The organism is Streptomyces sp. NPDC015131, assembly GCF_043079975.1.
Classification (GTDB): domain Bacteria; phylum Actinomycetota; class Actinomycetes; order Streptomycetales; family Streptomycetaceae; genus Streptomyces.
The window spans coordinates 831,444-855,170 of record NZ_JBIBVB010000003.1; the positions used below are offsets into that span (position 1 = coordinate 831,444).

Here is a 23,727-nt window from a genome sequence, read left to right on the forward strand (position 1 = left end):
TGCAGCTCGGTGAGGAGCTGCCAGGTCAGTTCAGATTCACTTCGTGATCTTGGTGACCTGGCCGGCGCCGACGGTCCGGCCACCCTCACGGATGGCGAACTTGAGGCCCTCCTCCATGGCGACCGGCTGGATCAGCGCGACCGTCATGGTGGTGTTGTCGCCCGGCATGACCATCTCGGTGCCCTCGGGGAGGGTCACGACGCCGGTCACGTCCGTGGTACGGAAGTAGAACTGCGGGCGGTAGTTGTTGAAGAACGGCGTGTGGCGGCCACCCTCGTCCTTGGACAGGATGTAGGCCTGCGCCTCGAACTCGGTGTGCGGGGTGACCGAGCCCGGCTTGATGATGCACTGGCCGCGCTCGACGTCCTCGCGCTTGATGCCACGGAGGAGCAGACCGACGTTCTCACCGGCCTGGCCCTCGTCGAGCAGCTTGCGGAACATCTCGATGCCGGTGACCGTGGTGGTGGTCTTCTCGGTCTTGATGCCGATGATGTCGACGGTCTCGTTGACCTTGAGGACACCACGCTCGATACGGCCGGTGACGACCGTACCGCGACCGGTGATCGTGAAGACGTCCTCGATCGGCATCAGGAACGGCTTGTCGACGTCACGCTCGGGCTGCGGGATGGACTCGTCGACGGCGGCCATCAGGTTCAGGACCGACTGGCCCCACTCCTTGTCGCCCTCGAGCGCCTTGAGCGCCGAGACCTTGACGACCGGGACGTCGTCGCCCGGGAACTCGTACTCGGTGAGGAGCTCGCGCACCTCGAGCTCGACGAGCTCCAGGATCTCCTCGTCGTCCACCATGTCGGCCTTGTTCAGGGCGACGACGATGTACGGAACGCCGACCTGGCGGGCCAGGAGCACGTGCTCCTTGGTCTGCGGCATCGGGCCGTCGGTGGCGGCGACCACGAGGATGGCGCCGTCCATCTGCGCGGCACCGGTGATCATGTTCTTGATGTAGTCCGCGTGACCGGGGCAGTCGACGTGGGCGTAGTGACGCGACTCGGTCTGGTACTCGACGTGCGCGATGGAGATGGTGATACCGCGCTGGCGCTCCTCAGGAGCCTTGTCGATCTGGTCGAAGGCCGAGGCCTCGTTCAGGTCCGGGTACGCGTCGTGCAGCACCTTGGTAATGGCGGCCGTGAGGGTCGTCTTACCGTGGTCGATGTGACCGATGGTGCCGATGTTGACGTGCGGCTTAGTCCGCTCGAACTTCGCCTTCGCCACTGGGGTCCTCCTGAGAGTGGTTCTGGTACGCCTTACTCATCGGCGCCAGGTGATCTTTGCTGGGTGGCCACCCGCCGGAGCCCCGTCCCGGGTTCGGGGCGGAGCCCCGGCGGATGGTGTCAAGCCTAAAGCGTGTACTCGGGAGAGTTACTCGCCCTTGGCCTTCGCGATGATCTCCTCGGCGACGTTCCGCGGAACCTCGGCGTAGGAGTCGAACTGCATCGAGTAGCTTGCGCGACCCGAGGTCTTGCTGCGGAGGTCGCCGACGTAGCCGAACATCTCCGAGAGGGGCACGAGGCCCTTCACGACGCGAGCGCCGCTGCGCTCCTCCATGGCCTGGATCTGGCCACGGCGGGAGTTGATGTCACCGATGACCTCGCCCATGTAGTCCTCGGGCGTGGTGACCTCGACGGACATCATCGGCTCGAGGATGACCGGCGAAGCCTTCCGCGCGGCCTCCTTGAAGGCCTGCGAACCGGCGATCTTGAAGGCGAGCTCGGAGGAGTCGACCTCGTGGTAGGCACCGTCGAGAAGAATGACGCGGACGCCCGTCATCTCGTAGCCGGCCAGGATGCCGAACTGCATGGCCTCCTGCGCACCCGCGTCCACCGAGGGGATGTACTCCTTGGGGATGCGGCCACCGGTGACCTTGTTCACGAACTCGTACGAGGCGTCGCCGCCCTCGATGGGCTCGATCGCGATCTGCACCTTGGCGAACTGACCGGTACCACCGGTCTGCTTCTTGTGCGTGAAGTCCACGCGCTCGACGGCCTTGCGGATCGTCTCGCGGTAGGCGACCTGCGGCTTGCCGACGTTCGCCTCGACCTTGAACTCGCGGCGCATGCGGTCGACGAGGACGTCGAGGTGAAGCTCGCCCATACCACCGATGATGGTCTGGCCGGTCTCCTCGTCCGAGTGAACCTGGAAGGAGGGGTCCTCCTCCGCGAGACGCTGGATGGCGACACCCAGCTTCTCCTGGTCACCCTTGGACTTGGGCTCGATCGCGACCTGGATGACCGGCGCCGGGAAGTCCATGGACTCCAGGATGACCGGGTTCTTCTCGTCGCACAGCGTCTCACCGGTGGTGGTCTGCTTCAGGCCCATGACGGCGACGATGTCGCCGGCGCCCACCGAGTCGATCTCCTCACGCTTGTTCGCGTGCATGCGGTAGATCTTGCCGATGCGCTCCTTCTTGCCCTTGACGGAGTTCAGCACCGAGGTGCCGGCCTCCAGGCGACCCGAGTAGACCCGGATGAAGGTGAGCTTGCCGAGGTGCGGGTCGCTCGCGATCTTGAACGCGAGGGCCGACAGCGGCTCGGACTCGGACGGCTTGCGCTTGACGACCTCCTCCGGGTCCTTGACGCCGTGGCCCTCGATGGCCTCGACGTCCAGGGGGGAGGGGAGGTAGCGCACGACGGCGTCGAGCAGGGGCTGAACGCCCTTGTTCTTGAACGCGGTGCCGCAGAACACGGGGGTGACGGTGGTGTCGCCGCCCTTGCCGGACGCGATGGTGATACGACGGATCGCGGCGTACAGCTGCTCCTCGGACGGCTCCTGGCCCTCCAGGTACAGCTCCATGATCTCTTCGTCGTTCTCCGCCACCGTCTCCAGCAGCTTGCCGCGCCACTCCTCGGCAGCCTCGGTGTGCGTGGCCGGGATGTCGACGACGTCGTACATCTCGCCCTTGGTGGCCTCGGCGGACCACACGAGGGCCTTCATCCGGACGAGGTCGACGACGCCCTGGAAGTCGGCCTCGGCACCGATCGGGAGCTGCATGACGATCGGGGTCGCGCCGAGGCGGTCCACGATCATGTCGACACAGCGGTGGAACTCGGCGCCGGTGCGGTCGAGCTTGTTGACGAAGCAGATACGCGGAACGCCGTAGCGGTCCGCCTGACGCCACACGGTCTCGGACTGCGGCTCAACGCCGGCGACGCCGTCGAACACCGTCACGGCACCGTCGAGCACGCGGAGCGAACGCTCCACCTCGACGGTGAAGTCGACGTGGCCCGGGGTGTCGATGATGTTGATGGTGTGGTCAACGTCTTCCAGCGGCCAGTGGCAGGTCGTCGCGGCAGACGTGATCGTGATGCCGCGCTCCTGCTCCTGCTCCATCCAGTCCATCGTGGCAGCGCCGTCGTGGACTTCACCGATCTTGTACGAGACACCGGTGTAGAACAGGATCCGCTCGGTGGTGGTCGTCTTGCCCGCGTCGATGTGGGCCATGATCCCGATGTTGCGGACCTTGGCCAGGTCAAGCGAAGTGGTAGCCATAAGGCTTCAGTCTTCTCTCGGTCTCGATGTGGGTGCGACTACCAGCGGTAGTGCGCGAAGGCCTTGTTGGACTCGGCCATCTTGTGCGTGTCCTCACGCTTCTTGACCGAAGCACCGAGGCCGTTGGAGGCGTCGAGGAGCTCGTTCATGAGGCGCTCGGTCATGGTCTTCTCGCGACGGGCGCGGGAGTAACCCACGAGCCAGCGGAGCGCGAGCGTGGAGGCGCGACCGGGCTTGACCTCGATCGGCACCTGGTAGGTGGCGCCACCGACACGGCGGGACTTGACCTCGAGAGCCGGCTTGACGTTCTCGAGGGCGCGCTTCAGCGTGATGACCGGGTCGTTGCCGGTCTTCTCGCGGAGGCCCTCCATGGCGCCGTAGACGATCCGCTCGGCGGTGGAGCGCTTGCCGTTCAGCAGGATCTTGTTGATGAGCGAGGTCACCAGAGGAGAACCGTAGACCGGGTCGATGATGACCGGGCGCTTCGGGGCGGGGCCCTTACGAGGCATTCTTACTTCTCCTTCTTGGCGCCGTAGCGGCTGCGGGCCTGCTTGCGGTTCTTGACACCCTGGGTGTCGAGCGAGCCGCGGATGATCTTGTAGCGAACACCCGGCAGGTCCTTCACACGGCCACCACGCACGAGCACGATGGAGTGCTCCTGCAGGTTGTGTCCCTCACCCGGGATGTAAGCCGTGACCTCGATCCCGCTGGTCAGACGCACACGCGCGACCTTGCGGAGGGCCGAGTTCGGCTTCTTCGGGGTGGTCGTGAACACACGCGTGCAGACGCCGCGGCGCTGAGGGGAACCCTCGAGTGCGGGCGTCTTGTTCTTCTCGACCTTGTCCTGCCGGCCCTTCCGGACCAGCTGCTGGATCGTAGGCACTACTTCTCCGGTTTCTGTGTGCCGTGTAGTAAAGCTAACCTGGAACGTCGCCGACCCACGCGGTCGGGTGTGTCGAATACTGCGAACTCCCGCCGCGCGGCGGGAAAGGGCGCAGATCGCGGTGGCCGTTCACGGCTCGCCGTGCGGTTGCAGACACGCACACGAGCCCAGGCACACCCCAGGCACAAGGTCTGAGCGTACCTACCGCACGGACCTGGGTCAAAACAAATGCTCGCACCCCGACCAGGGCTCCCGGCGCGGCCCGGCACGCCGCGCCCGGGCCCCGGGCCCCCGTCCCGGCGGGGCCACCGCCGCCCCGGTGCCTCCCCGGCGCCGTCCCGGTGCGCGGGGGCTCAGTCCTCGTCGCCCCTGCCCCGGCGGCGGCCCGGGAGCGGCGGGATGGTGGGGACCCGCGAGTGCGGCGACTTGGCGACGAGCCCGGAGCGGCCGGTGCCGGGCTCGCCCGCCTCGGGCTCCTGCTCCCGGGGGCCGGCCCCCTCGGCGCCCCCGCCCCGCCGCGCGCGGGCCTCGTGGCCCTGCCGCCCGGGACCGCGCGTCTCACGCTCGGCCGCCCCCGGGCGCCGCGGCACGGCACCCCGCTCGGGCGCCCGGTCGCGGGCGGGGGCGGAGGCGGTCGCGGGGGCCGGCCTGCGGTCGGTGTCGCGGTCGCGGTCGGGGTCCTGGGCGGGGGCGGGGGTGTCCCGGTCCGGGTCGCGGCCGGGTTCGCGGCCGGGGTCGCGGCCGGGGTCGTTCCGTTCGCGGTACGGGGCCTCGGCCGGGGCCCGGCCGCCGGAGTCGTGGGCGGAGTCGCGGCCGGAGTCGCGGGCGGGGGCCTCGTCGGTGGCGGCCGGGTTCGCGGCGGGGCTCCGGGCGCCGCCCTGGCTCCCGTACGGGAACGGAATGACGGCCGCCTGCCCCGGGGTGCGGCCGACCAGCCGCAGGCGGCGGGTCTGCGCGATGCGGCGGGCCTCCTCCAGGACCGGCTCGTACTGGTCGGCGGCGTCGCGCCAGCCGCTGACGTACGCCTGGAACTCCCGGCGCGCCAGCTCCTCGCGGAGCAGGATCACGATCTCCTCGGGCCCATGGCCCTCCAGATGGCGGCCCAGGGCCGCGAGGAGCGCGGGGAGGTCGGCGGCCGGTTCGGGAAGTCCGCGGACCGGGCCGCGCGCGGCTGTGCCGCCCGCCTCGCCGTCGTCCGGATCGCCTGTCCGTCGGGAGCGCCCCTCGCCCTCGACCATGACACTCTCTTTCGCGACCCGTAGCTGCTCCCGGGGGCATGGACGCCACCGGGACGTACAGCCTGCGAATTCGTGGGGAACAGGCGTCAACAGCTTACGAGAGAGGGTGGTTGGGGCCGGGCGGGCACCCTGGGAACCGGCCGGTTCAGGCCCGGCGGGCGTCCTCGGCGGCGGCGGGGCCGGGCTCCGGGGCGCCCTCGCGCCCGGGCCGGGCGGACGGCCACTCGGGCAGGAACTGGCCCGCGACGCGGATGAACATCTCGCGCTGCTCGGGCGGGATGCCGAGCCCGGCCGCGGCCTGTTCGAGCGTGAGGCCGGCGGGCGCCGCCTCCTCGGCGGGCGGGACGTCGTCCGGCAGCCCGGGCAGCGGGAGGTCCTCCTCGGTGAGCCGGCCCGACTTGATGAGCATGTCGCGCACCGGGATGCGCAGGACGTGGGCGAGCCGGCGCATGGTCTCCAGGTCCGGCACGCTCTGGCCCTGGAGGAGCCGGGTGATGGCGGCCCGGTGGACACCCGCCTCGTCGGCGAGGCGGGACTTGCCGCCGCCGCGCGGGCTGTCGATGTCGTAGCCCTGCCGTCGGATCACTCCCTCGATCCAGGCGGTGAACTCGTCCAGTTCGCCGGCAGACATGGGCAACGCCCTCCCTTCGAGGCGGGGACCAGAGTATCGCGCTTGCACGCACGGATTGCGCGCTTTCACGCACGCAATTGTGAAGGTGTCGTCGAGGCGTGTGCCGCCCGGGGTCGGCCCGCCGGATCAGTTTTGATTGCGCGCTCGCTCGCAACATGTCAGGGTGCGTGCTCGCAACGCAGTTCGATCTCTCGTTCGTTTGCGTACCAGGGGGTTCCGCCATGTCCGTACCGTCCTCCGACACCGAACGCACCGGCTGGCGCGCGTCCGCCGCCTGCGCGGGGATGCCGCCCCAGGTGGTCTTCGCCCGCCGGCCGGCCGACGCCGAGCCCGCCCTGCGGGCCTGTGAGCGCTGCCCGGTGGCGCGCCAGTGCGAGGAGACCGTGGACCCGGCGCACACCTGGTTCGACGGCGTGAGCGCCGGCCGGCTCTGGCACAACGGCCGCCCGGTCGACCTCACCCGCCGCAACCGCGCCCACGCGCCGGCCGCCGGGCCCGCCGTCCGGCCCGACTCCGGGCGCGCCGCCGGGCGCGACGCCGGGCGCGACAGCGCCTCCGCCGGCTGCCGCCGTGCGGCCTGAAGCACAGGAGGGAGCACTCATGTCCGCACCCACCACCCGGTCCGGCGCCGCGTCGGGCACCCCGACCGGCACCACGTCCGCCGCGTCCACCTCGGCGACCGGCGCCGCACCCGCCCCGGCCGTCGCGGGTTCCGTCCCCGCGTACGGGGCCGGTGACGCGCCCGGCACCGCGCCCGCGGCCGACGCCGCGCTCTGGGCCGCCATGCTGATCCGCCAGTTCCCCGAGCTGCTCACCGAGCTGGCGCCCGTGCCGGGGCGCGGGCGCGGTACGGCCGCCGACCGCCCCGCCCCCGGCCCCGAGCGGCTCGCGGCCCGCTCCGCCCGGCTGCGCGAGGAGCGGCGGGAGGCCCTGCTCAACGAGCAGCGGCACGGCCTGGCCGTACCGGGGCACACCGCGTCGCCCATCCGCCTCCACGTCTCCGACGCGATCCGCGACATCACCGACGGGGTGACCGAGCTGGAGGAGGCGGTGTACGACCGCCTCCGCCTCGGCCGGCCGCGCCGGGCCGACGTGCCCCGGCGGCTGCTGCGCCTGACCGCGCTGCTCGACGGGGTCGCCGCCGACGCCGTGCTCGCCGCGCATGTGCGGGACGAGCTGCGGCGCATGGCGAGGCGCTGCGCGCGGGCGCTGGGCGAGGCGGAGACGATGGTGCGGGTCCCGGGCCGCTGCCCGTGGTGCGACTCGGTCTCGCTGCGGGCGTTCCCGGCGTCCCGCGCCGTGGTGTGCGTCAACCCGGGGTGCCGGTGCGGGGTGCCGGACTGCGACTGCCCGACCGACCCGGCCTTCCGGCACGTGTGGGAGGAGGGCTCCTGGCACGAGCTGGCCGGGGCGGCGGAGGGCGGTACGGAGCGGATCGCCGCCCGGATGGACGAGGACGACCGGCCGCTCGCGGCGGACGGCCCGCGCGGCGGGCGGGAGGGGGGCCGGTGAACAGGTCGTCCGTCATGGTGGGCCCGGCGCTCGTCACGGGTCCGATGGCCGCGCGGGAGGCGGGGGTGCTGCCCGCCACCATCCGCAAGTGGGTGCAGCTCGGGCGGCTGGCGCCCGCGGGCCGGCAGGGCCGCGCGCAGCTGTTCCGGCTGGAGGACGTCTTCGCGGCGGAACGCTCGGCGCGCCGCGCACGCTAGGCACCCGCCCGTACCGACGCCGGGGCGGCCCCTTCCCAGGGGGCCGCCCCGGCGTCTTTCGCGTGCGCCCCGCGACGTACGCCCCCGCGACGTACGCGCTCGTCCTTGTACGCGCCCGTACACGCATGTACGCGCTCGCACGCGCGCGTGTCAGGCGCCTTCGGCGGGGCCGCGCCGGGCGGGCATGGGAAAGACGGGGGCGGAGGCGGGCACCGCCGGGGCGGGTCCGCGGTCGCCCGACAGCGTCGCGACGGCCTCCTGCCAGCCGCTGGAGAAGCCGCGCAGCTCGGCGTCGACCGCCACGCGCGCGCCGACCTTGGCGACGACGGCGCTCAGCGCGCGCCCCACGCCTCCGGTGTACGTACCGGCTTCGCCGCTCTCCGCCGCCACCTCGACGACCGCCGCCGCGACATCGGCCAGCCGCTCCTGCGGGGTGATCGTCATCGGCCCTCACCGTCCGCGAAGCGTCCGCCGCCGCTGCCGCTCCCTGTGCTCGTCCTCACGCCCCACCACTCCTTACGCCCCGCTCGGCTGCTCTTCGGTACCTTCCGCGCCGTGCCTGCCTCGAGGGACGGCCCGTCCGTGGACAACCCGTCCGTCATATTCGAATACGTGTTCGGACTAGCGAGCGTAGCGCAGTCAGGCGGCCGGGACCGGAAGCTACGGCACCGGTGGCCGGAGGAAGTTGGTTGCGGCGCTCCGGGCGCTCGATCACACTTGGAGCAGCGGCAGAGCTGCGCCCTCCACCAGGGCGGCGGTCCTGCCGCTTCGTGTTTTCCCGACACTCTTCCGAAGGGAGCGTCCATGTGAGCCCTCTCGCCTTCCCGGACGCGGAACGCCTCGTGGTCGACCACCTGAAGAACCGGCCGGAGCTGGCCGGGGTCGTGGTCGACAACCGGCCGCCCGCCGGGTTCGACGGCACCCAGAAGGCCGTCCTCGTCTCGCGCGTCGGCGGCGCCTGGGTGGACGACCTCCACCTGGACCGGCCGCTGCTCGACCTGGAGGTCTACGGGCCGGACAAGACGGCGGCCCACACGGTCGCCCTGGCCGCCCGCGCCGCGCTGCTCCAGGCGGCCGGCACGGTGTACGGCGGCGCCGCCGTCACCGAGGTGGTCGAGGCGGACGGCCCGCGCTGGCTGCCGGACTACAACCGGCCGGCCGGCAACCGGTACCTGGCCACGGTCCGGCTGTCGATCCGGCCCGCGTAGCCCGTCCCGTACCGCACACACGCCCCTCCCGCACCGCCCCCGCGCGCGTCCGCGCGCCTCATGAACAGGCCCTGCCGCACCCGCGACAGGGCCTTCGCCATGCCCGTGTGCCCCCGGGCACCCGGCACCCCACCGAAGGAGCCCTCATGCCCGCCAACAACGGAAGCCAGATCCGCGTCGCCGGCACCGGCCGCATCCTCGTCGCCCCGGCCGGCACCCCCGCCCCGGCCGCGCCGAAGAACACCACCGAGGACTGGGCGGCCGGCTGGGTCGAGCTGGGCTACACCAGCACCGACGGCATCAAGTTCAACAAGAAGGACAAGATCGACCCGGTGGACACCTGGCAGTCGGTCAGCCCGGCCCGGTTCATCTACTCGGACCGCGACCTGACGGTGAAGTTCCAGCTGCTCCAGTTCAACAAGGACACGCTGCCGTTCTTCATGGGCGGCGGCTCGGTCGCCGCGGTGACCACCGCCGGGGTCACCGACACCTACACGTACGCGATGGGCGCCGAGCCGCAGAAGGACGAGCGCCAGCTCGGCATCGAGTTCAAGGACGGCGCGGACGTCACGTACCGCTTCGTCATCCCGCGCGGCCAGGTCACCGAGACCGAGGAGATCGCCCTGACCCGCACCGGCGCCCTGAAGCTCGGTGTCACCTTCACCGCGCTGGCCGCCGAGGGCAGCTCCACGCTCGCGACCTGGATCATGAAGGACAAGTCGTACGCGTAAGGGCGCGGCGCTCCCCCGGCGCCCGCCCCTCCCCCGCCGGTGCCCGGCGCGCGGCCCGTCGTGGCCGTGCGCCGGGCACCGGCGTACGCGTTCTCAGACACGCCCTTCGCGCACACCTCTCCCGCACACCGTCTCCCGGAAAAGGAGCCCGCCCATGTCGTCCTTCAACGTCAACGCCGCTCGCGCCCAGCGCCTGGAAGCGCTGGGCCGCGCCTGGTCGTTCGAGCTCGACGACCAGTCCTTCCAGCTGCCGACCGAGCTGACCCGCGCCACCGCCCGCAAGCTGCGCGACCTCGACGACAACGACGTCGACGGGCTGCTGCGGCTGCTGCTGGGCGAGCAGCAGTACGCCCGCTTCGACCGGCTGGAGGTCACGATGCAGGACATCGCGGCCATCCTGGAGGCGTACGGCAAGGAGACGGGGCTCGGCCTGGGGGAAGGCTGAGCCTCGGCGTGCTCGTCGAGGAGCACGCCGAGGCCCTGGAGGCCGACCTGCTGCGCCACTACGGCGTGGACCTGCTCGACTGGCACCGCGGCCGGCTCTCCTCCCGCCGGCTCGCGGTGCTCGTCCGCCACATGCCGCGCGACAGCGCGCTCGCCCGCGCGGTGCACGGCGAGGCGGCGGAGTGGAACGTGGGCGACTACCTGCTGGCGTCGGCGGTGGACCACCTCGCCGAGGCCAACTGGATGTTCGCCACCGTCAACCAGGACGAGGACGCCGAGGCGCTGGAGTACCCGTCCCCGGTCCCCCGCCCGACCGGCGCCATCCCGGAGGACGACGCCCCCGCGCCCGAACCGGCGGGGCCGCGGCCCGAGGAGCTGTCGCTGTTCTTCGCCTGACGGGCTCTCCGCGCCGGTCAGAGGTCGCCGGCGGCGACGGCGTACCCGATGACCCCGATCCCCGCCGCCGCCACCACGCAGAAGAGGGCGAGCCCGAGGAGCACGACGCCCATGACCGGAGTGGCGACCACCGCGACGGCGAACCGCTCGGCCTCGCGCGGGTCGTCCTTCCGGTAGCGGAGCAGGGCGCGGGACCCGACCTCCGGTTCGGTCAGGTTGCCGGTCCGGAGGACGGTCGCCGTGTGCGTCTCACCGTCCGGCGTGGAGATGCGGTAGCGGTACTGGGAGGGCTCAACGGCCAGGCAGGTGCCGCGCGCGGTGGCGTGGTCGCCCAGCTCGCGGGCGAACTGCCGCAGCAGCCCGCCCCCCTTCCTGGCGATGAACCAGGCCCCCACCACCGGCAGCAGGGCCGCCGCCATACAGAGACCGCCCCAGAAGACCCGCATGCCGCACCCCCGCGTCACCCCGCCCCGAAACCCGCGCACACTCACACGCCCGCCACTCCCCGATCAGTGGATCGCGCCCGCCTCGTACAGCGTGACGAGGACGAAGCCCAGGACCATCACGGCCTCCAGGCCCAGCATCCACCAGAGGATCGTCCACGCCTCGGGCCGGCTCACCAGCTCGCTCCTGCTGCGGACGAAGCGGCGCGGGAAGCCCGGGTCGTAGACGAGCACGGCCTCCCGGCCCGGAGTGCCCCAGCTGCGCCAGCTCAGCCGCGACCGGTAGTGGACCTTCTCGCCGAGAGCCGTCGTGAACACAAAGCTCGTACTGCGCCGGTCCTCCGACGCGGTGACGTACCGGCAGACACCGACGGCCTCCACTCCGACCCGCGCCAGACGCCGCCTCAGCCACAGCGGATACACGCCGAACCACGCCATGAACGGCAGCGGCACCACCACCCACACCACAGCGACCCACATCAGGCTCGTCACGCCGGGATGGTGGCACGCGGCAGCGCGGGATGACAAGGAATTCCGTCACCCGAGGAAGGTGACCAGACTTGGCTACGAACAACGACCCCGTCCTGCATTTCTGGACGAAAAACGAAGCAGACACGTTCAAACACAAGCTCAACGGCCTGAGTACCACGGTCGAAGGGCTGAAAATCGCCGTCGGCGTCGTCGGACTCGGCTTCACGCCCTTCAAGTTCGACGCGTCCGTACTCAAGGGGGACGAGAAGGGAATCGTCTTCCTCGGACGGCAGCTGGTCACCTTCCCCTGGGCGAAGGACAAGGACGAGCGCGAGGACCGCAAGCTGGTCCGGCTCGCCGAACGGGCGGAGAAGGCCGGCGACAAGGCCGTTCAGGCGCGCAAGGACGCGGAGGCGATCCGGTCCAGGGTGGCCCGCGGGACGTCGGGGCGGACCGGCTCCGGGCTCGGCGACAACTCCGCCGTCACCTCCGCCCAGCGACAGGCCGACAAGGCCACCAAGAACGCCGAGAAGCTGCTGGCGAAGGCGCGGCGGCACTACGTCGACACCCTGAAGACCGCCCAGAAGACGCGCCACGAGGAAAAGGACGCGGAGAAGTCCAAGGAAACCGCGGTCAAGTCCCTGCACTCGGTGCGGAGCAACCTGCGGACCACCAGGGAACACCTGCGCAGGCTCCAGGAGGAACTCGCCGGATGACCCCCATGGGCAGCCCCCTTTCCACGGCGATCGACAAGGAGCGCACATGAGTCTGAACAGCGCATTCAGCAAGGCCGCCGGCGGCGCGGGCAGGTTCCGTTCCGTCATGGACCAGGCCAACGCGTCACTGGGCCGCATCAGGCAGTCCTCCCGTACCGCGTCCAGCGCGGTGGGAACCATCAAGTCGTCGGCGGGACAGGCGTCCACCGCCATCTCCAAGGTCAAGTCCGGCGCCGACCGCACCTCCACCTCGCTCGGCAAGCTCCGCACCTCCGCCACCAACGGCAACAAGGCCGTCGGCACCCTGCGTACCGGCCTCAACGGCGCCAACACCTCCTTCGGGAAGGCCAAGAGCGGCACCGACAAGTTCAAGACCTCGCTCGACCGGCTCAAGGGCTCCGCCGACAAGGCGAAGAACGCCCTGCGGGACGTCAAGCGCCAGGCCGACGCGGTCGAGAAGTCCGTCGGCAAGGCCGGCAAGGGCGCCGACAAGACCGGCAAGACCATGGGCGGCGGGCTGTCGAAGGGCCTCAAGGGCGCGAGCCTCGCCCAGAAGGGGCTCAACCTGGCCATGGCCGCGAGCCCGTTCGGCCTGATCATGACGCTGCTGGCGCCGCTCATCGCCAAGTTCGTCAACGTCGACAAGATCGTCTCGGTGGTCACCAAGGGCTTCAAGGCCGGGATGAAGGCCATCCAGAGCGCGGTGTCCACCGCGATCCGGGTCATCACGCCCATCCTCAAGGGCGTCGGCAACGTGATGCTCGCGCCCTTCCGGGCCTTCGCCACCGCCGTGAACACCATCATCGGCGCCCTCAACGGCTTCAAGGTCTCGATCCCCGGCTGGGTGCCGGTCTTCGGCGGCAAGAGCTTCTCCATCAGCCTGCCGAAGATCCCCATCCCGCACCTCGCCAAGGGCGGCATCGTCCAGCCCCGCAACGGCGGCACGCTCGCCCTCATCGGTGAGGCCGGTGAGCACGAGGCCGTCATCCCGCTGAGCAAGCTGGAACGCATGATCGGCCCCGGCGCCGGCCGCGCCCAGATCGCCCGGCTCGCCGAGGCGGTCGAGCGGCTCGCCGAGCGGCCCGTGCACGTCCAGGTGGACGGCCAGACCATCGCCCGCGCGGTGATCGCCGGCCGCCGCCAGCTCGCCCGTCGATAACCCGCCACGAAAGGAGGCCCCCATGGCCCGCAACCTCTGGGTCGGCCTGCCCGGACAGCTCCGGGAGATCAGCCAGGCCGCCACCGGCTTCGAGCGCGGGGCGGAGCTCGGCGTCTCCCAGTTCACGGCGCTCAGCGGCCAGATCACCACCATCGCCACCCGCCGCGCCCCGCGCCGGATCAAGCTCACCTTCGACCGGCTGTCGCGCGACGACGCGGCGCACCTCGACCGGCTCGCCCGCCGCATCGACGGCCCAGGCCCGGTCGAGGTCGTCGACCCGGTCGGCCGCAACCTGCTCGACCCGCTCCAGGCGGAGGGGCGCACCGGCGGCGACAGCCCGTACAACCACTGGTACACCTCCGTCAGCGGCAGCGGACGGCTGGAACCGTCGGCCGTCCCGGGCGCGCAGCCGCAGACGTACGTGTGGAAGGCGGACACGGCGAGCGCCCAGCTCAGCTGGCACCGCAGGCCCCGCGCCGGCTTCCCCGTCGCGCCCGGCATGCGGGTGCGCTTCACCCTGCCCACCTCCTGGCGGACCGGGCCGTGCGCCACCCGGCTGCACTGGCGGGACGCGGCCGGCACATTCCTGTCGACGTCCGCCGACTACGGGCACACCGTCTCGGCGACCGCCCCGGCCGGCGCCGCGCTTGTCACCCCGGCGGGCGTGGCCGGAGAGGTGGGGACGTACGGGCTCGACGGCGCCGTCCTGACCCTCGACGACGACCACGTCCCCACCGCCCCGGTGAACCTGCTTTCCGCCGACCAGGCCGCCGGGCGGGGCGCGCTCACCCAGTGGTCGGCCACCGGGGTCACCCTGTCGGCCGACGCGTCGGGCTACGCGGTGGCCTCCCTGGCCGCGTCCACCGCCGGGACGCTGACCTTCGCCAACGGCTCCGCGAAGGGTCACCCGCTGCCGGCCGGCCCCGGGCTGACCGGGCTCGTGCTGCCCGCCGCCGTCCGCGCCCGGGCCCAGTCCTGTGCGCTGACGTTCTTCGACGCGGCCGGCGCCCAGCTCGCCGTCACCACCGGCTGGGTCCCGGCGACCGTGCCGGCCGGCGCCGTCCAGGTGTCGGCCACCGTGTCGTTCGCCTCCGCCACCACCGCGTTCCAGTCGCGGATCGGCCCGGCGAAGCTGCTGCACCTCGACCCCGAGGTGACCGAGCTCCCGGGCGACGGCTGCCCGGTGATGGCCGTCACCGGCTACACCGACACCCCGGCCCGGCCCCTGCCGTACCGGAACGTCTCGATCGAACTCACGGAGGTGACCAGTGCAAGCGTCTGACGACGACCTGACCCGGACGCTGCGCTCCGGGTCGCGCGTCTCCGCGCACACCACCCGCCTCGGCGGCCGGGACGTGACCGGACAGGTCCAGTCCTGGCAGCTCGAACGCAGCTACAGCACCGACCTGCCGGACGCCATGCGCGCCTTCTCCGGCAGCTCGGCGGCCCAGCTCCAGCTCCAGGTGTCCGGCACCGGCGGCGCCTCCGCCCCGGCGCTGTACTCGCCGTGGGCGCCGCGCTCCACCGGGGACGTCGCCCGCCCGGGCCAGTCCGTCGTCCACACGTACGGCACCGACGCGGGCACCCTGCCCGCCTTCCGCGGCACCCTGCGCAACCGCTCCGCCGCCTCCGGCACGGACAGCGTCCAGCTCACCGCCCTGGACGGCGCCGAGCGGCTGCACGGGCCGGCCGAACTGCCCAAGCCGTACGCCGGGTTCTACTGGCGGCGCCCGGTGGGCACCGCGACCTGGTGCGTGGACGAGCTGCTGCGCCAGGCCGGGCTGCACTCCTGCCCGCCGCCGCGCTGGCCGGAGTTCTCCCCCACCGCGCCGCTCACCGTGGTGTACGCCTCCCTGCACGGCGGGTTCGCGGCCACCTACGGCCAGCCCGAGATCCTGCCCGACCCGCGGCACTACGGCTGGAGCCGGGAGGGCGCCCCGCACGAGATGGCGCTCGTGCCGTACGTCGCCTGGCCCGACACCCAGGCGGTGACCGTCTCCTGGTTCCCGCGCAGCCGGGTGACCGTGCCCGGCAGCCGGCTGTTCGCCGAGGCGTGGGTGAACAGCGCCCTCGGCTTCGGCTCCACCGTGGCGCTGGAGCTGGACCTCAACCGGGCCGGCACCCAGACCGGCCGGCTGCGCCTCGCGGTCGACTTCTCGACGGGGACGGTCTACGTGCACTCCGGCACCCGGGAGGGTGGCGGCTGGTACTTCTCCTGGGGCGTGTCGGCGCTCAAGGAGAAGCGGGGCGTGTGGCACATCGGGGCCCTGTTCGACACGGTGTCGGCCGGCGGCTCCGTCCTGCCGACGGTCCAGCCGTTCCTGACCGGCCCGGACGGCCGCCACTACCCGTGCGGGCCGGCCACCTTCACCGACCCCTCGGCCGCGCAGCCGGCCGCCGAGCTGTACCAGCTGCGGCTGGTGACCCAGCTCGCCGCGGAGGCGGTGCAGCTCTCCAGCGGGCTGCCCGCCGCCCCCACCGCCGCCGAGTTCGCGCAGACCGGCACGTGGACGAAGGAGGTGGAGCTCGACGACGCGATCCTGCCCCTGTACTCCGTGCCGCGGGTGTCCGGCTCGCAGTGGGAGGTGGTCACGCAGATCGCCAAGGCCAGCATGTCCACCGCCGAGTTCGACGAGCGGGGCGTCTTCCGCTGGCGCAACCACACCCGGTTCTCCAGGCCGCCCACCGCGCCGGACCTCACCCTCACCTCCGTACGCGACATCGCCGCGCTCACGGTCACCGAGGAGATCGACGCCTGCCGCAACTACTGCGTGCAGCCGTACAAGGACTGGACGGCGGTGAAGGTCACCGCGGGCACCACCTACAACGACACCGTGGTGCGCGAGATCCCCGGCAACACGTCGGTGACGCTCAAGTACGTCCTCGCCGACGAGGAGTTCGACGTCGGCCCGCCCAACGTGGACGACGACCAGAGCGTCGCCCCCGGCTTCTCGGTGCGCTTCGCCGCCGCCAACGCGGCCGGCGCGGAGGCCGTGAAGGGCGCCGTGGACATCCTCGCCCGGCGCGAGGAGGGCTGCCTGGTGCTGCGGTTCACCAACCGCACCTCCCGGCGGCTGTACACGGTCTCCGAGGACGGCAGGCCCTCGGTGCACATCCAGACCCTGAAGCCGTCCACCGAGCCGGTGGACCGCCAGGCGACCTCCTCTGCGCCCGGAAGCACCAGCGAGGCGTACTACGGGCGGCAGGAGTACTGCGCGGAGGCCGGCGACTGGGTGCAGGACTACCGGGCCGCCCAGGACCTCGCCGACGCCATGCGGGCGGCGGGCCAGTACCCGGTGCCCGTCCTCGGCGACGTCGAGGTGCTGTACGACCCGGCCATCCAGCTCGGTGACGTGGTCCGCGTCGTGGACACCGGCGGCGCCGCGCTGGACACCCTCGCCTGGGTCGTCGGGATCAAGACCTCGGCCGCGGCGGGCGGCACCGTCCAGCAGACGCTGACCCTGCGCGGCACCCGGACCAACGGCGTACCCACCGACACCGGACTGACCCCCGACACCCCCTCGGACCACGCCCCGCCGCCGGCCGGCGCGACCTACGCGCAGGTCGCCGCCGCCCACCCCACCCTGGCGGACCTGGCGGCCACCGGCCTGACCTGGCGGCAGATCAAGGAGAACGGGCAGTGAGCGACGACCCCTCGGCCACCACCCCGCCGCCCCCGGGCCAGGCCCCGGACCCGGCGGCCGCGGACACCACCACCGAGCTGCCCGGCGACCCCTCCCTCCCGGTGGAGGTCGTCGTGGAGGAGCACGTCCCGCCGGGGCCGCCCGGGCCCCAGGACCCGCCGCCCGGACCCGAACCCGACACCGCCCCCGTCGTCCCCGTCTCCGGCGGCGGACAGGAGGAGATCGCATGACCACCCAGTACACGCCCCTCAGCGGCCTGCCACACCCGCAGCCCAGCGACCCCGCCGACCTCCCGGCGCACCTCCAGTCCCTGGCCCTGGCCCTGGACGGCCGGACCGTGCTGCGCTTCGGCACCACCACCGAGCGGGACACCAAGCTCCCCGTCCCGGTCGCCGGGATGCTCGCCTGGATCGCCTCCCCGGGCCGCCTGATGTACTACACCGGCGCCGCCTGGGCCCCGGTCGGCGCGGTCCCGGTGTTCCGGGTCAACATCGACGGCGGCAGCACCACCAGCACCACCTGGTCGGAGACGCTCACCGACGCACAGGGCGACCCGATGAACGCGGCGTTCACCGTCCCGGCCTCCGGCCAGGTGATCATCACGGTGGGCTGCTACATGAACTCCTCGTCCGCGAACGTCGGCAGCTACATGTCCGCCAACGTCCGCAACGCCTCCGGGACGATCGTCCTGGCCGCGTCCGACGACCGGGCCGCGCTGGTCAACACGCCCAGCAGGTCGTCGGTCTCCACGCAGTTCCTGGTCGGCGGGCTCGCGGTGGGCACCACCCACACCGCCACCCCCGCCTACCGCTCCGCCGCCGCGACCAACACCGGCAACTTCGACACCCGCTTCATCCGCATCGACCCCGTGATGTGAGCGCCCCGGTGCCGAGGGGCCGCCGGCCCCCGCCCCCGGGCGGACCGGCGGCCCCCGGCCCCCGCCCCCGGGCGGCGGACCGGCGGCCCCCGGCCCGCGACCGCTCGGGCCCCCGGCCCGCGGCCCCTCGGCCTCGACCCGCGCACCGACCCCGCAGCTCCGAGCAAGCTCCCCGCACGCTCCACGCACCGACGAGGAGGCCCACCATGGCAGCCCCCCTCTCCCCCGACCGGCTCCTCGCCGCCCTGCGCGCCGAGGGCGTCCGCGTCGTCGAACACCCCGGCTGGCGCACCCGCAACCGCAACCACAAGGGCCCCTTCGGCCCCCTGCACGGGGTGATCGTCCACCACACCGTCTCCAGCGGCTCCGCCGCCTCCGTCGCCCTGTGCCGCGACGGGTACGCCGGTCTGCCCGGCCCGCTCTGCCAGGGCGTCATCGACAAGGCGGGCACCGTCCACCTCATCGCGCACGGCCGCGCCAACCACGCCGGTACGGGCGACGGGCGCGTCCTGCGCGCGGTGGTCGCCGAGACCGCCCCGCCCGCCCCGGGGCGGCAGGACACCGACGGCAACGCCCACTTCTACGGCTTCGAGTGCGTCAACCTCGGCGACGGCAAGGACCCCTGGCCGGCCGCCCAGCTCGACGCCATCGAGCGGGCCTGCGCCGCCCTGTGCCGGGCGCACGGCTGGACGGCCGCCTCGGTGGTCGGCCACAAGGAGTGGACGGCCGCCAAGAGCGACCCGCGCGGCTTCGAGATGCGCGCCCTGCGCACCCGGATCGGCACCCGCCTGCGGTCCGCCGCCCCCGGCACGCCCGCGCCCGGCGCCCCGGCCCCCGACACGCCCGCGCCCGGTGCGCCCCGCCACCACCCGTTCCCCGGCGCCTCGTTCTTCACCGCCGCCACCAGCTCCCCGGTCATCACCGCGATGGGCCGCCGGCTGGTGGCCGAGGGCTGCTCCGCGTACGCCGTCGGCCCCGGGCCCCGCTGGTCGGACGCCGACCGGCGCAGCTACGCCCTGTGGCAGCGCAAGCTCGGCTTCTCCGGCTCCGACGCGGACGGCGTACCCGGCCGCACCTCCTGGAACGCCCTGAAGGTCCCCTACACCCGCTGAGGAGCCCACCCATGTCCGACGCCGCCAAGCGCACGGCGCGCACCGTCCTCCAGACCGCCGTCGGGATCGCCGTGGTGCTGCCCGCGATCGTGGACGCGTCCGGGGTGCCGGCCACCCTCCCGTGGGTCGCCGGGGCCCTGGCCGTGGCCGGTTCGCTCGCACGGATCATGGCCCTGGACGCCGTACAGAACCTGCTGCCGGCCTGGCTGAGCAGTGCGTCCCCGGGAGCCGCCGATGACCGACACTGACCGGAACGACCCGGTGGCCGTCGCCCTGGAGCTGGAGCGGCTGCGCGGCACCCTGGAGGCCGGGTTCGCCCGGGCCGACGGGTCGCTCGCGCTGCTGGTCCAGCGCAGTGACCAGACCGACAAGCAGCTCGCCGACCACGAGGCCCGGCTGGACGCCCTGGAGCGCAACCGCTGGCCGCTGGCCAGTGTCCTGGCGCTCACCTCCGGCGCCGGAGTCACCCTCGCCCTCTGGCAGGCCATGGGCCGCTAGCGCGGGAGAACGCCGGAGGGCGGCCACCCCGTACGCAACGGGGTGACCGCCCTCCGGTCGATCAAGCGACTCGCTTACTGGTTGTACGGACCGTAGTCGTAGTCCTCCAGCGGAACGGCCTGGCCGGAGCCGGTGCCGAACGGCGAGTAGTCGATGTCGTCGTAGCCGACGGCCGAGTACATCGCGGCCTTGGCCTCCTCGGTCGGCTCGACCCGGATGTTGCGGTAGCGGGACAGGCCCGTACCGGCCGGGATGAGCTTACCGATGATGACGTTCTCCTTGAGGCCGATCAGGGAGTCGGACTTGGCGTTGATCGCCGCGTCCGTCAGGACCCTGGTCGTCTCCTGGAAGGAGGCCGCGGACAGCCACGACTCCGTCGCCAGCGACGCCTTGGTGATACCCATCAGCTGCGGACGGCCGGAGGCGGGGTGACCGCCCTCGGTGACCACACGACGGTTCTCCGACTCGAACTTCGACCGCTCGACCAGCTCGCCCGGCAGCAGCTCCGCGTCGCCGGACTCGATGATCGTCACGCGGCGCAGCATCTGCCGGATGATGATCTCGATGTGCTTGTCGTGGATCGACACGCCCTGCGAGTTGTAGACCTTCTGGACCTCGCCGACCAGGTGGACCTGGACGGCGCGCTGGCCGAGGATGCGCAGCACGTCGTGCGGGTTGGTGGCACCCGCGGTGAGCTTCTGGCCCACCTCGACGTGGTCGCCCTCGTGCACCAGGACCTTGGCGCGCTTCGAGATCGGGAAGGCCGTCTCGTCGCTGCCGTCGTCCGGGGTGACGACGATCTTCTTGGTCTTCTCGGTCTCCTCGATCCGCACGCGGCCGGAGGCCTCGGAGATCGGGGCGACACCCTTCGGCGTACGGGCCTCGAAGAGCTCGACGACACGGGGCAGACCCTGGGTGATGTCGTCACCGGCCACACCACCGGTGTGGAAGGTACGCATCGTCAGCTGCGTGCCGGGCTCACCGATGGACTGGGCGGCGATGATGCCGACCGCCTCACCGATGTCGACCAGCTTGCCGGTGGCGAGCGAACGGCCGTAGCAGAAGGCACAGGTGCCGACCGCGGACTCACAGGTCAGGACCGATCGGGTCTTGACCTCCTCGACACCCGCGTTGACCAGGGCGTCGATGAGCACGTCACCCAGGTCGACGTTGGCCGGCGCGATGACCTTGCCGTCCACGACGACGTCCTCGGCGAGCATCCGCGCGTACACGGACGTCTCGACGTCCTCCGCCTTGCGGAGCACACCGGTCTCGTCCTTCGCCGCGATCCGCAGCTTCAGACCGCGCTCGGTGCCGCAGTCCTCCTCGCGGATGATCACGTCCTGCGAGACGTCCACCAGACGACGGGTCAGGTAACCCGAGTCGGCGGTACGCAGGGCGGTGTCGGCGAGACCCTTACGGGCACCGTGCGTGGAGATGAAGTACTCCAGCACCGACAGACCTTCACGGAAGGACGCCTTGATGGGACGGGGGATCGTCTCGTTCTTGGCGTTCGACACCAGACCACGCATACCGGCGATCTGACGCATCTGCATCATGTTGCCTCGTGCGCCCGAGTTCACCATCATGAAGATCGGGTTGGTCTTCGGGAAGTTGTCGTTCATCGCCTCGGCGACCTCGTTGGTCGCCTTGGTCCAGATCGCGATGAGCTCCTGGGTGCGCTCGTCCTTGGTGATCAGACCGCGCTCGTACTGCTTCTGGACCTTCTCGTCCTGAGCCTCGTACGACTTGACGATCTCCTTCTTCGCCTCGGGAACGACGACGTCGGAGATGGCGACGGTGACACCGGAACGGGTCGCCCAGTAGAAGCCGGCCGCCTTCAGGTTGTCGAGCGTCGCCGCCACGATGACCTTGGGGTAGCGCTCGGCGAGGTCGTTGACGATCTCGGAGAGCTGCTTCTTGCCGACCGAGTAGTCGACGAACGGGTAGTCCTCGGGCAGCAGCTCGTTGAAGAGCGCACGGCCCAGGGTCGTCCGCAGACGGAACGAGTCACCCTGCTGCCACTGCGGCTCGCCCTCCTCCGCCACCGGCGGGGTCCAGCCACGCGGCGGGACGGTGCCGATCGGGAAGCGGATGTCGACCTTCGCCTGGAGCGAGAGCTCCCGGGCGTCGAAGGCCATGATCGCCTCGGCGGTGGAGTTGAACGCACGGCCCTCGCCGCGCACCTCGCGCTCCTCTTCGTCCGTGGTGAGGAAGAAGAGGCCCAGCACCATGTCCTGGGTCGGCATGGTGACGGGACGGCCGTCGGCCGGCTTGAGGATGTTGTTCGAGGACAGCATCAGGATGCGGGCCTCGGCCTGCGCCTCCGCGGACAGCGGCAGGTGCACGGCCATCTGGTCACCGTCGAAGTCCGCGTTGAACGCGGTGCAGACGAGCGGGTGGATCTGGATGGCCTTGCCCTCGACCAGCTGCGGCTCGAAGGCCTGGATGCCGAGGCGGTGCAGCGTGGGCGCACGGTTCAGCAGCACCGGGTGCTCGGCGATGACCTCTTCGAGGACGTCGTACACCACGGTGCGGCCGCGCTCGACCATGCGCTTGGCGGACTTGATGTTCTGCGCGTGGTTCAGGTCGACCAGGCGCTTCATCACGAACGGCTTGAAGAGCTCCAGCGCCATGGCCTTGGGCAGACCGCACTGGTGCAGCTTCAGCTGCGGGCCGACGACGATCACGGAACGCGCCGAGTAGTCGACTCGCTTGCCGAGCAGGTTCTGGCGGAAACGGCCCTGCTTGCCCTTCAGCATGTCGCTGAGGGACTTCAGGGGGCGGTTGCCGGGACCGGTGACCGGGCGACCGCGGCGGCCGTTGTCGAACAGCGCGTCGACGGCCTCCTGGAGCATCCGCTTCTCGTTGTTCACGATGATCTCGGGGGCACCGAGGTCGAGGAGACGCTTGAGGCGGTTGTTCCGGTTGATCACACGGCGGTACAGGTCGTTCAGGTCGGAGGTCGCGAAGCGGCCACCGTCCAGCTGCACCATCGGACGCAGGTCCGGCGGGATGACCGGGACGCAGTCCAGGACCATGCCCTTGGGGCTGTTGCTGGTCTGCAGGAACGCGGAGACGACCTTGAGGCGCTTGAGCGCACGGGTCTTCTTCTGGCCCTTGCCGGTCCGGATGATCTCGCGGAGCTTCTCGGCCTCCTCGTCGAGGTCGAAGGACTCCAGGCGCTTCTGCAGCGCGGCGGCGCCCATCGAGCCGTCGAAGTAGGTGCCGAAGCGGTCGCGCAGCTCGCGGTAGAGCAGCTCGTCGCCCTCGAGGTCCTGGACCTTGAGGTTCTTGAAGCGGTTCCACACCTCGTCGAGACGGTCGATCTCGCGCTGGGCGCGGTCGCGCAGCTGCTTCATCTCGCGCTCGGCGCCCTCGCGCACCTTGCGGCGGACGTCGGCCTTGGCGCCCTCGGCCTCGAGCTCGGCCAGGTCGGTCTCGAGCTTCTTGGCGCGGGCCTCGAGGTCGGCGTCGCGGCGGTTCTCGATCTGCTGGCGCTCGACGGAGACATGGGCCTCCAGCGAGGGCAGGTCGCGGGTGCGGCGCTCCTCGTCGACGTACGTGATCATGTACGCCGCGAAGTAGATGACCTTCTCCAGGTCCTTCGGGGCGAGGTCCAGCAGGTAGCCCAGCCGGGACGGGACGCCCTTGAAGTACCAGATGTGGGTGACGGGGGCGGCCAGCTCGATGTGGCCCATCCGCTCACGGCGCACCTTGGCGCGGGTGACCTCGACGCCACACCGCTCACAGATGATGCCCTTGAAGCGGACGCGCTTGTACTTGCCGCAGTAGCACTCCCAGTCCCGGGTCGGACCGAAGATCTTCTCGCAGAAGAGTCCGTCCTTCTCGGGCTTGAGGGTGCGGTAGTTGATGGTCTCCGGCTTCTTGACCTCGCCGTGGGACCACTGACGGATGTCGTCAGCGGTGGCCAGGCCGATCCGCAGCTCGTCGAAGAAGTTGACGTCGAGCACTATGCGTCAATCCCTCTCAGGGTTGTAAGTCTTGGGGTCTGGAACGGGGGTCCTGGGGCCGGCCGGGGACTCGGTGGATTGCACCGGTC

Annotated in this window: 26 protein-coding genes; 16 read left to right on the top strand and 10 right to left on the bottom strand. The window is 71.6% G+C overall.

The annotated features are described in order from the left end of the window. Positions 1-36 precede the first annotated feature (36 nt). From tuf to ACF08D_RS15055, 6 genes are all read right to left on the bottom strand, one after another. Positions 37-1,230, bottom strand: a complete 1,194-nt coding sequence (tuf, locus tag ACF08D_RS15030; protein ID WP_392223010.1) for an elongation factor Tu — start codon at positions 1,228-1,230, stop codon at positions 37-39. A 147-nt stretch (positions 1,231-1,377) separates the two neighbouring features. Next, a complete protein-coding gene (gene fusA, locus ACF08D_RS15035; RefSeq protein ID WP_392223011.1) occupies positions 1,378-3,504 on the bottom strand; it encodes an elongation factor G in 2,127 nt (708 codons plus the stop codon). 38 nt (positions 3,505-3,542) lie between these two features. Then, positions 3,543-4,013: a 30S ribosomal protein S7 gene (rpsG, locus tag ACF08D_RS15040; RefSeq protein WP_003956472.1), complete on the bottom strand. Its 471-nt coding sequence runs from the start codon at positions 4,011-4,013 to the stop codon at positions 3,543-3,545. A gap of 2 nt (positions 4,014-4,015) precedes the next feature. Next, positions 4,016-4,387, bottom strand: a complete 372-nt coding sequence (rpsL, locus tag ACF08D_RS15045; RefSeq protein WP_003948652.1) for a 30S ribosomal protein S12 — start codon at positions 4,385-4,387, stop codon at positions 4,016-4,018. Positions 4,388-4,740: 353 nt separating this feature from the next. Then, positions 4,741-5,625 (bottom strand): hypothetical protein, encoded by an 885-nt coding sequence (locus ACF08D_RS15050; protein ID WP_392223012.1) that lies wholly within the window; start codon positions 5,623-5,625, stop codon positions 4,741-4,743. 145 nt (positions 5,626-5,770) lie between these two features. Then, a complete protein-coding gene (locus tag ACF08D_RS15055) occupies positions 5,771-6,256 on the bottom strand; it encodes a helix-turn-helix transcriptional regulator (protein ID WP_392223013.1) in 486 nt (161 codons plus the stop codon). Positions 6,257-6,477: 221 nt separating this feature from the next. On the opposite strand from ACF08D_RS15055, the gene ACF08D_RS15060 reads away from it, so the two are divergent. The 3 genes from ACF08D_RS15060 to ACF08D_RS15070 are packed head-to-tail and all read left to right on the top strand — an operon-like array spanning position 6,478 to position 7,965. Next, complete coding sequence (locus tag ACF08D_RS15060; protein WP_392223014.1) at positions 6,478-6,837, top strand: WhiB family transcriptional regulator; 360 nt, start codon at positions 6,478-6,480, stop codon at positions 6,835-6,837. 19 nt (positions 6,838-6,856) lie between these two features. Continuing rightward, positions 6,857-7,768, top strand: a complete 912-nt coding sequence (locus tag ACF08D_RS15065) for a hypothetical protein (protein WP_392223015.1) — start codon at positions 6,857-6,859, stop codon at positions 7,766-7,768. Between the two features lie 14 nt (positions 7,769-7,782). Continuing rightward, positions 7,783-7,965 (top strand): hypothetical protein, encoded by a 183-nt coding sequence (locus tag ACF08D_RS15070; protein WP_392223202.1) that lies wholly within the window; start codon positions 7,783-7,785, stop codon positions 7,963-7,965. 150 nt (positions 7,966-8,115) lie between these two features. Here the strand turns inward: ACF08D_RS15070 and ACF08D_RS15075 are convergent, their stop codons facing one another. After that, positions 8,116-8,409, bottom strand: a complete 294-nt coding sequence (locus ACF08D_RS15075) for a hypothetical protein (protein WP_392223016.1) — start codon at positions 8,407-8,409, stop codon at positions 8,116-8,118. A gap of 362 nt (positions 8,410-8,771) precedes the next feature. Between ACF08D_RS15075 and ACF08D_RS15080 the strand changes: the two genes are divergently transcribed. The 4 genes from ACF08D_RS15080 to ACF08D_RS15095 all read left to right on the top strand — a co-directional run bounded on the left by ACF08D_RS15080 (position 8,772) and on the right by ACF08D_RS15095 (position 10,744). After that, positions 8,772-9,173: a hypothetical protein gene (locus tag ACF08D_RS15080; protein WP_392223017.1), complete on the top strand. Its 402-nt coding sequence runs from the start codon at positions 8,772-8,774 to the stop codon at positions 9,171-9,173. A gap of 146 nt (positions 9,174-9,319) precedes the next feature. Then, complete coding sequence (locus ACF08D_RS15085; protein WP_392223018.1) at positions 9,320-9,904, top strand: phage tail protein; 585 nt, start codon at positions 9,320-9,322, stop codon at positions 9,902-9,904. Positions 9,905-10,058: 154 nt separating this feature from the next. Then, positions 10,059-10,349 carry a hypothetical protein gene (locus ACF08D_RS15090; protein WP_392223019.1) on the top strand — a complete coding sequence of 97 codons (291 nt, stop codon included), beginning with the start codon at positions 10,059-10,061 and terminating at the stop codon, positions 10,347-10,349. Between the two features lie 65 nt (positions 10,350-10,414). Further along, complete coding sequence (locus ACF08D_RS15095) at positions 10,415-10,744, top strand: hypothetical protein (RefSeq protein ID WP_392223203.1); 330 nt, start codon at positions 10,415-10,417, stop codon at positions 10,742-10,744. Positions 10,745-10,761: 17 nt separating this feature from the next. Here the strand turns inward: ACF08D_RS15095 and ACF08D_RS15100 are convergent, their stop codons facing one another. Both ACF08D_RS15100 and ACF08D_RS15105 read right to left on the bottom strand, forming a co-directional pair. Further along, positions 10,762-11,190, bottom strand: coding sequence for a hypothetical protein (locus ACF08D_RS15100; protein WP_392223020.1), 429 nt, complete (start codon positions 11,188-11,190; stop codon positions 10,762-10,764). A 63-nt stretch (positions 11,191-11,253) separates the two neighbouring features. Then, entirely contained in the window at positions 11,254-11,679 is a 426-nt protein-coding gene (locus ACF08D_RS15105) for a hypothetical protein (protein ID WP_392223021.1), read from the bottom strand. Between the two features lie 68 nt (positions 11,680-11,747). Here ACF08D_RS15105 and ACF08D_RS15110 point away from each other — a divergent pair, with 68 nt between their 5' ends. The 9 genes from ACF08D_RS15110 to ACF08D_RS15150 all read left to right on the top strand — a co-directional run bounded on the left by ACF08D_RS15110 (position 11,748) and on the right by ACF08D_RS15150 (position 19,664). Beyond that, positions 11,748-12,374: a hypothetical protein gene (locus ACF08D_RS15110; RefSeq protein ID WP_392223022.1), complete on the top strand. Its 627-nt coding sequence runs from the start codon at positions 11,748-11,750 to the stop codon at positions 12,372-12,374. Positions 12,375-12,420: 46 nt separating this feature from the next. Beyond that, positions 12,421-13,533 (top strand): hypothetical protein, encoded by a 1,113-nt coding sequence (locus tag ACF08D_RS15115; protein WP_392223023.1) that lies wholly within the window; start codon positions 12,421-12,423, stop codon positions 13,531-13,533. 22 nt (positions 13,534-13,555) lie between these two features. Further along, positions 13,556-14,815: a hypothetical protein gene (locus tag ACF08D_RS15120; protein WP_392223024.1), complete on the top strand. Its 1,260-nt coding sequence runs from the start codon at positions 13,556-13,558 to the stop codon at positions 14,813-14,815. Then, a complete protein-coding gene (locus ACF08D_RS15125) occupies positions 14,802-17,177 on the top strand; it encodes a hypothetical protein (RefSeq protein ID WP_392223025.1) in 2,376 nt (791 codons plus the stop codon). The genes ACF08D_RS15120 and ACF08D_RS15125 overlap by 14 nt, the downstream gene beginning before the upstream one ends. Next, positions 17,174-17,407: a hypothetical protein gene (locus ACF08D_RS15130; protein ID WP_392223026.1), complete on the top strand. Its 234-nt coding sequence runs from the start codon at positions 17,174-17,176 to the stop codon at positions 17,405-17,407. The genes ACF08D_RS15125 and ACF08D_RS15130 overlap by 4 nt, the downstream gene beginning before the upstream one ends. Then, entirely contained in the window at positions 17,404-18,054 is a 651-nt protein-coding gene (locus ACF08D_RS15135; protein ID WP_392223027.1) for a hypothetical protein, read from the top strand. The genes ACF08D_RS15130 and ACF08D_RS15135 overlap by 4 nt, the downstream gene beginning before the upstream one ends. A 206-nt stretch (positions 18,055-18,260) precedes the next feature. Continuing rightward, on the top strand, positions 18,261-19,166 hold the full coding sequence (locus ACF08D_RS15140) for a peptidoglycan-binding protein (RefSeq protein WP_392223028.1): 906 nt from the start codon (positions 18,261-18,263) through the stop codon (positions 19,164-19,166). An 11-nt stretch (positions 19,167-19,177) separates the two neighbouring features. Further along, positions 19,178-19,414 carry a hypothetical protein gene (locus ACF08D_RS15145; RefSeq protein ID WP_392223029.1) on the top strand — a complete coding sequence of 79 codons (237 nt, stop codon included), beginning with the start codon at positions 19,178-19,180 and terminating at the stop codon, positions 19,412-19,414. After that, complete coding sequence (locus tag ACF08D_RS15150) at positions 19,401-19,664, top strand: hypothetical protein (RefSeq protein WP_392223030.1); 264 nt, start codon at positions 19,401-19,403, stop codon at positions 19,662-19,664. Before ACF08D_RS15145 ends, ACF08D_RS15150 begins: the two co-directional genes overlap by 14 nt. Positions 19,665-19,738: 74 nt before the next feature. Here the strand turns inward: ACF08D_RS15150 and ACF08D_RS15155 are convergent, their stop codons facing one another. Continuing rightward, positions 19,739-23,638, bottom strand: coding sequence for a DNA-directed RNA polymerase subunit beta' (locus tag ACF08D_RS15155; protein ID WP_392223031.1), 3,900 nt, complete (start codon positions 23,636-23,638; stop codon positions 19,739-19,741). Between the last annotated feature and the right edge of the window lie 89 nt (positions 23,639-23,727).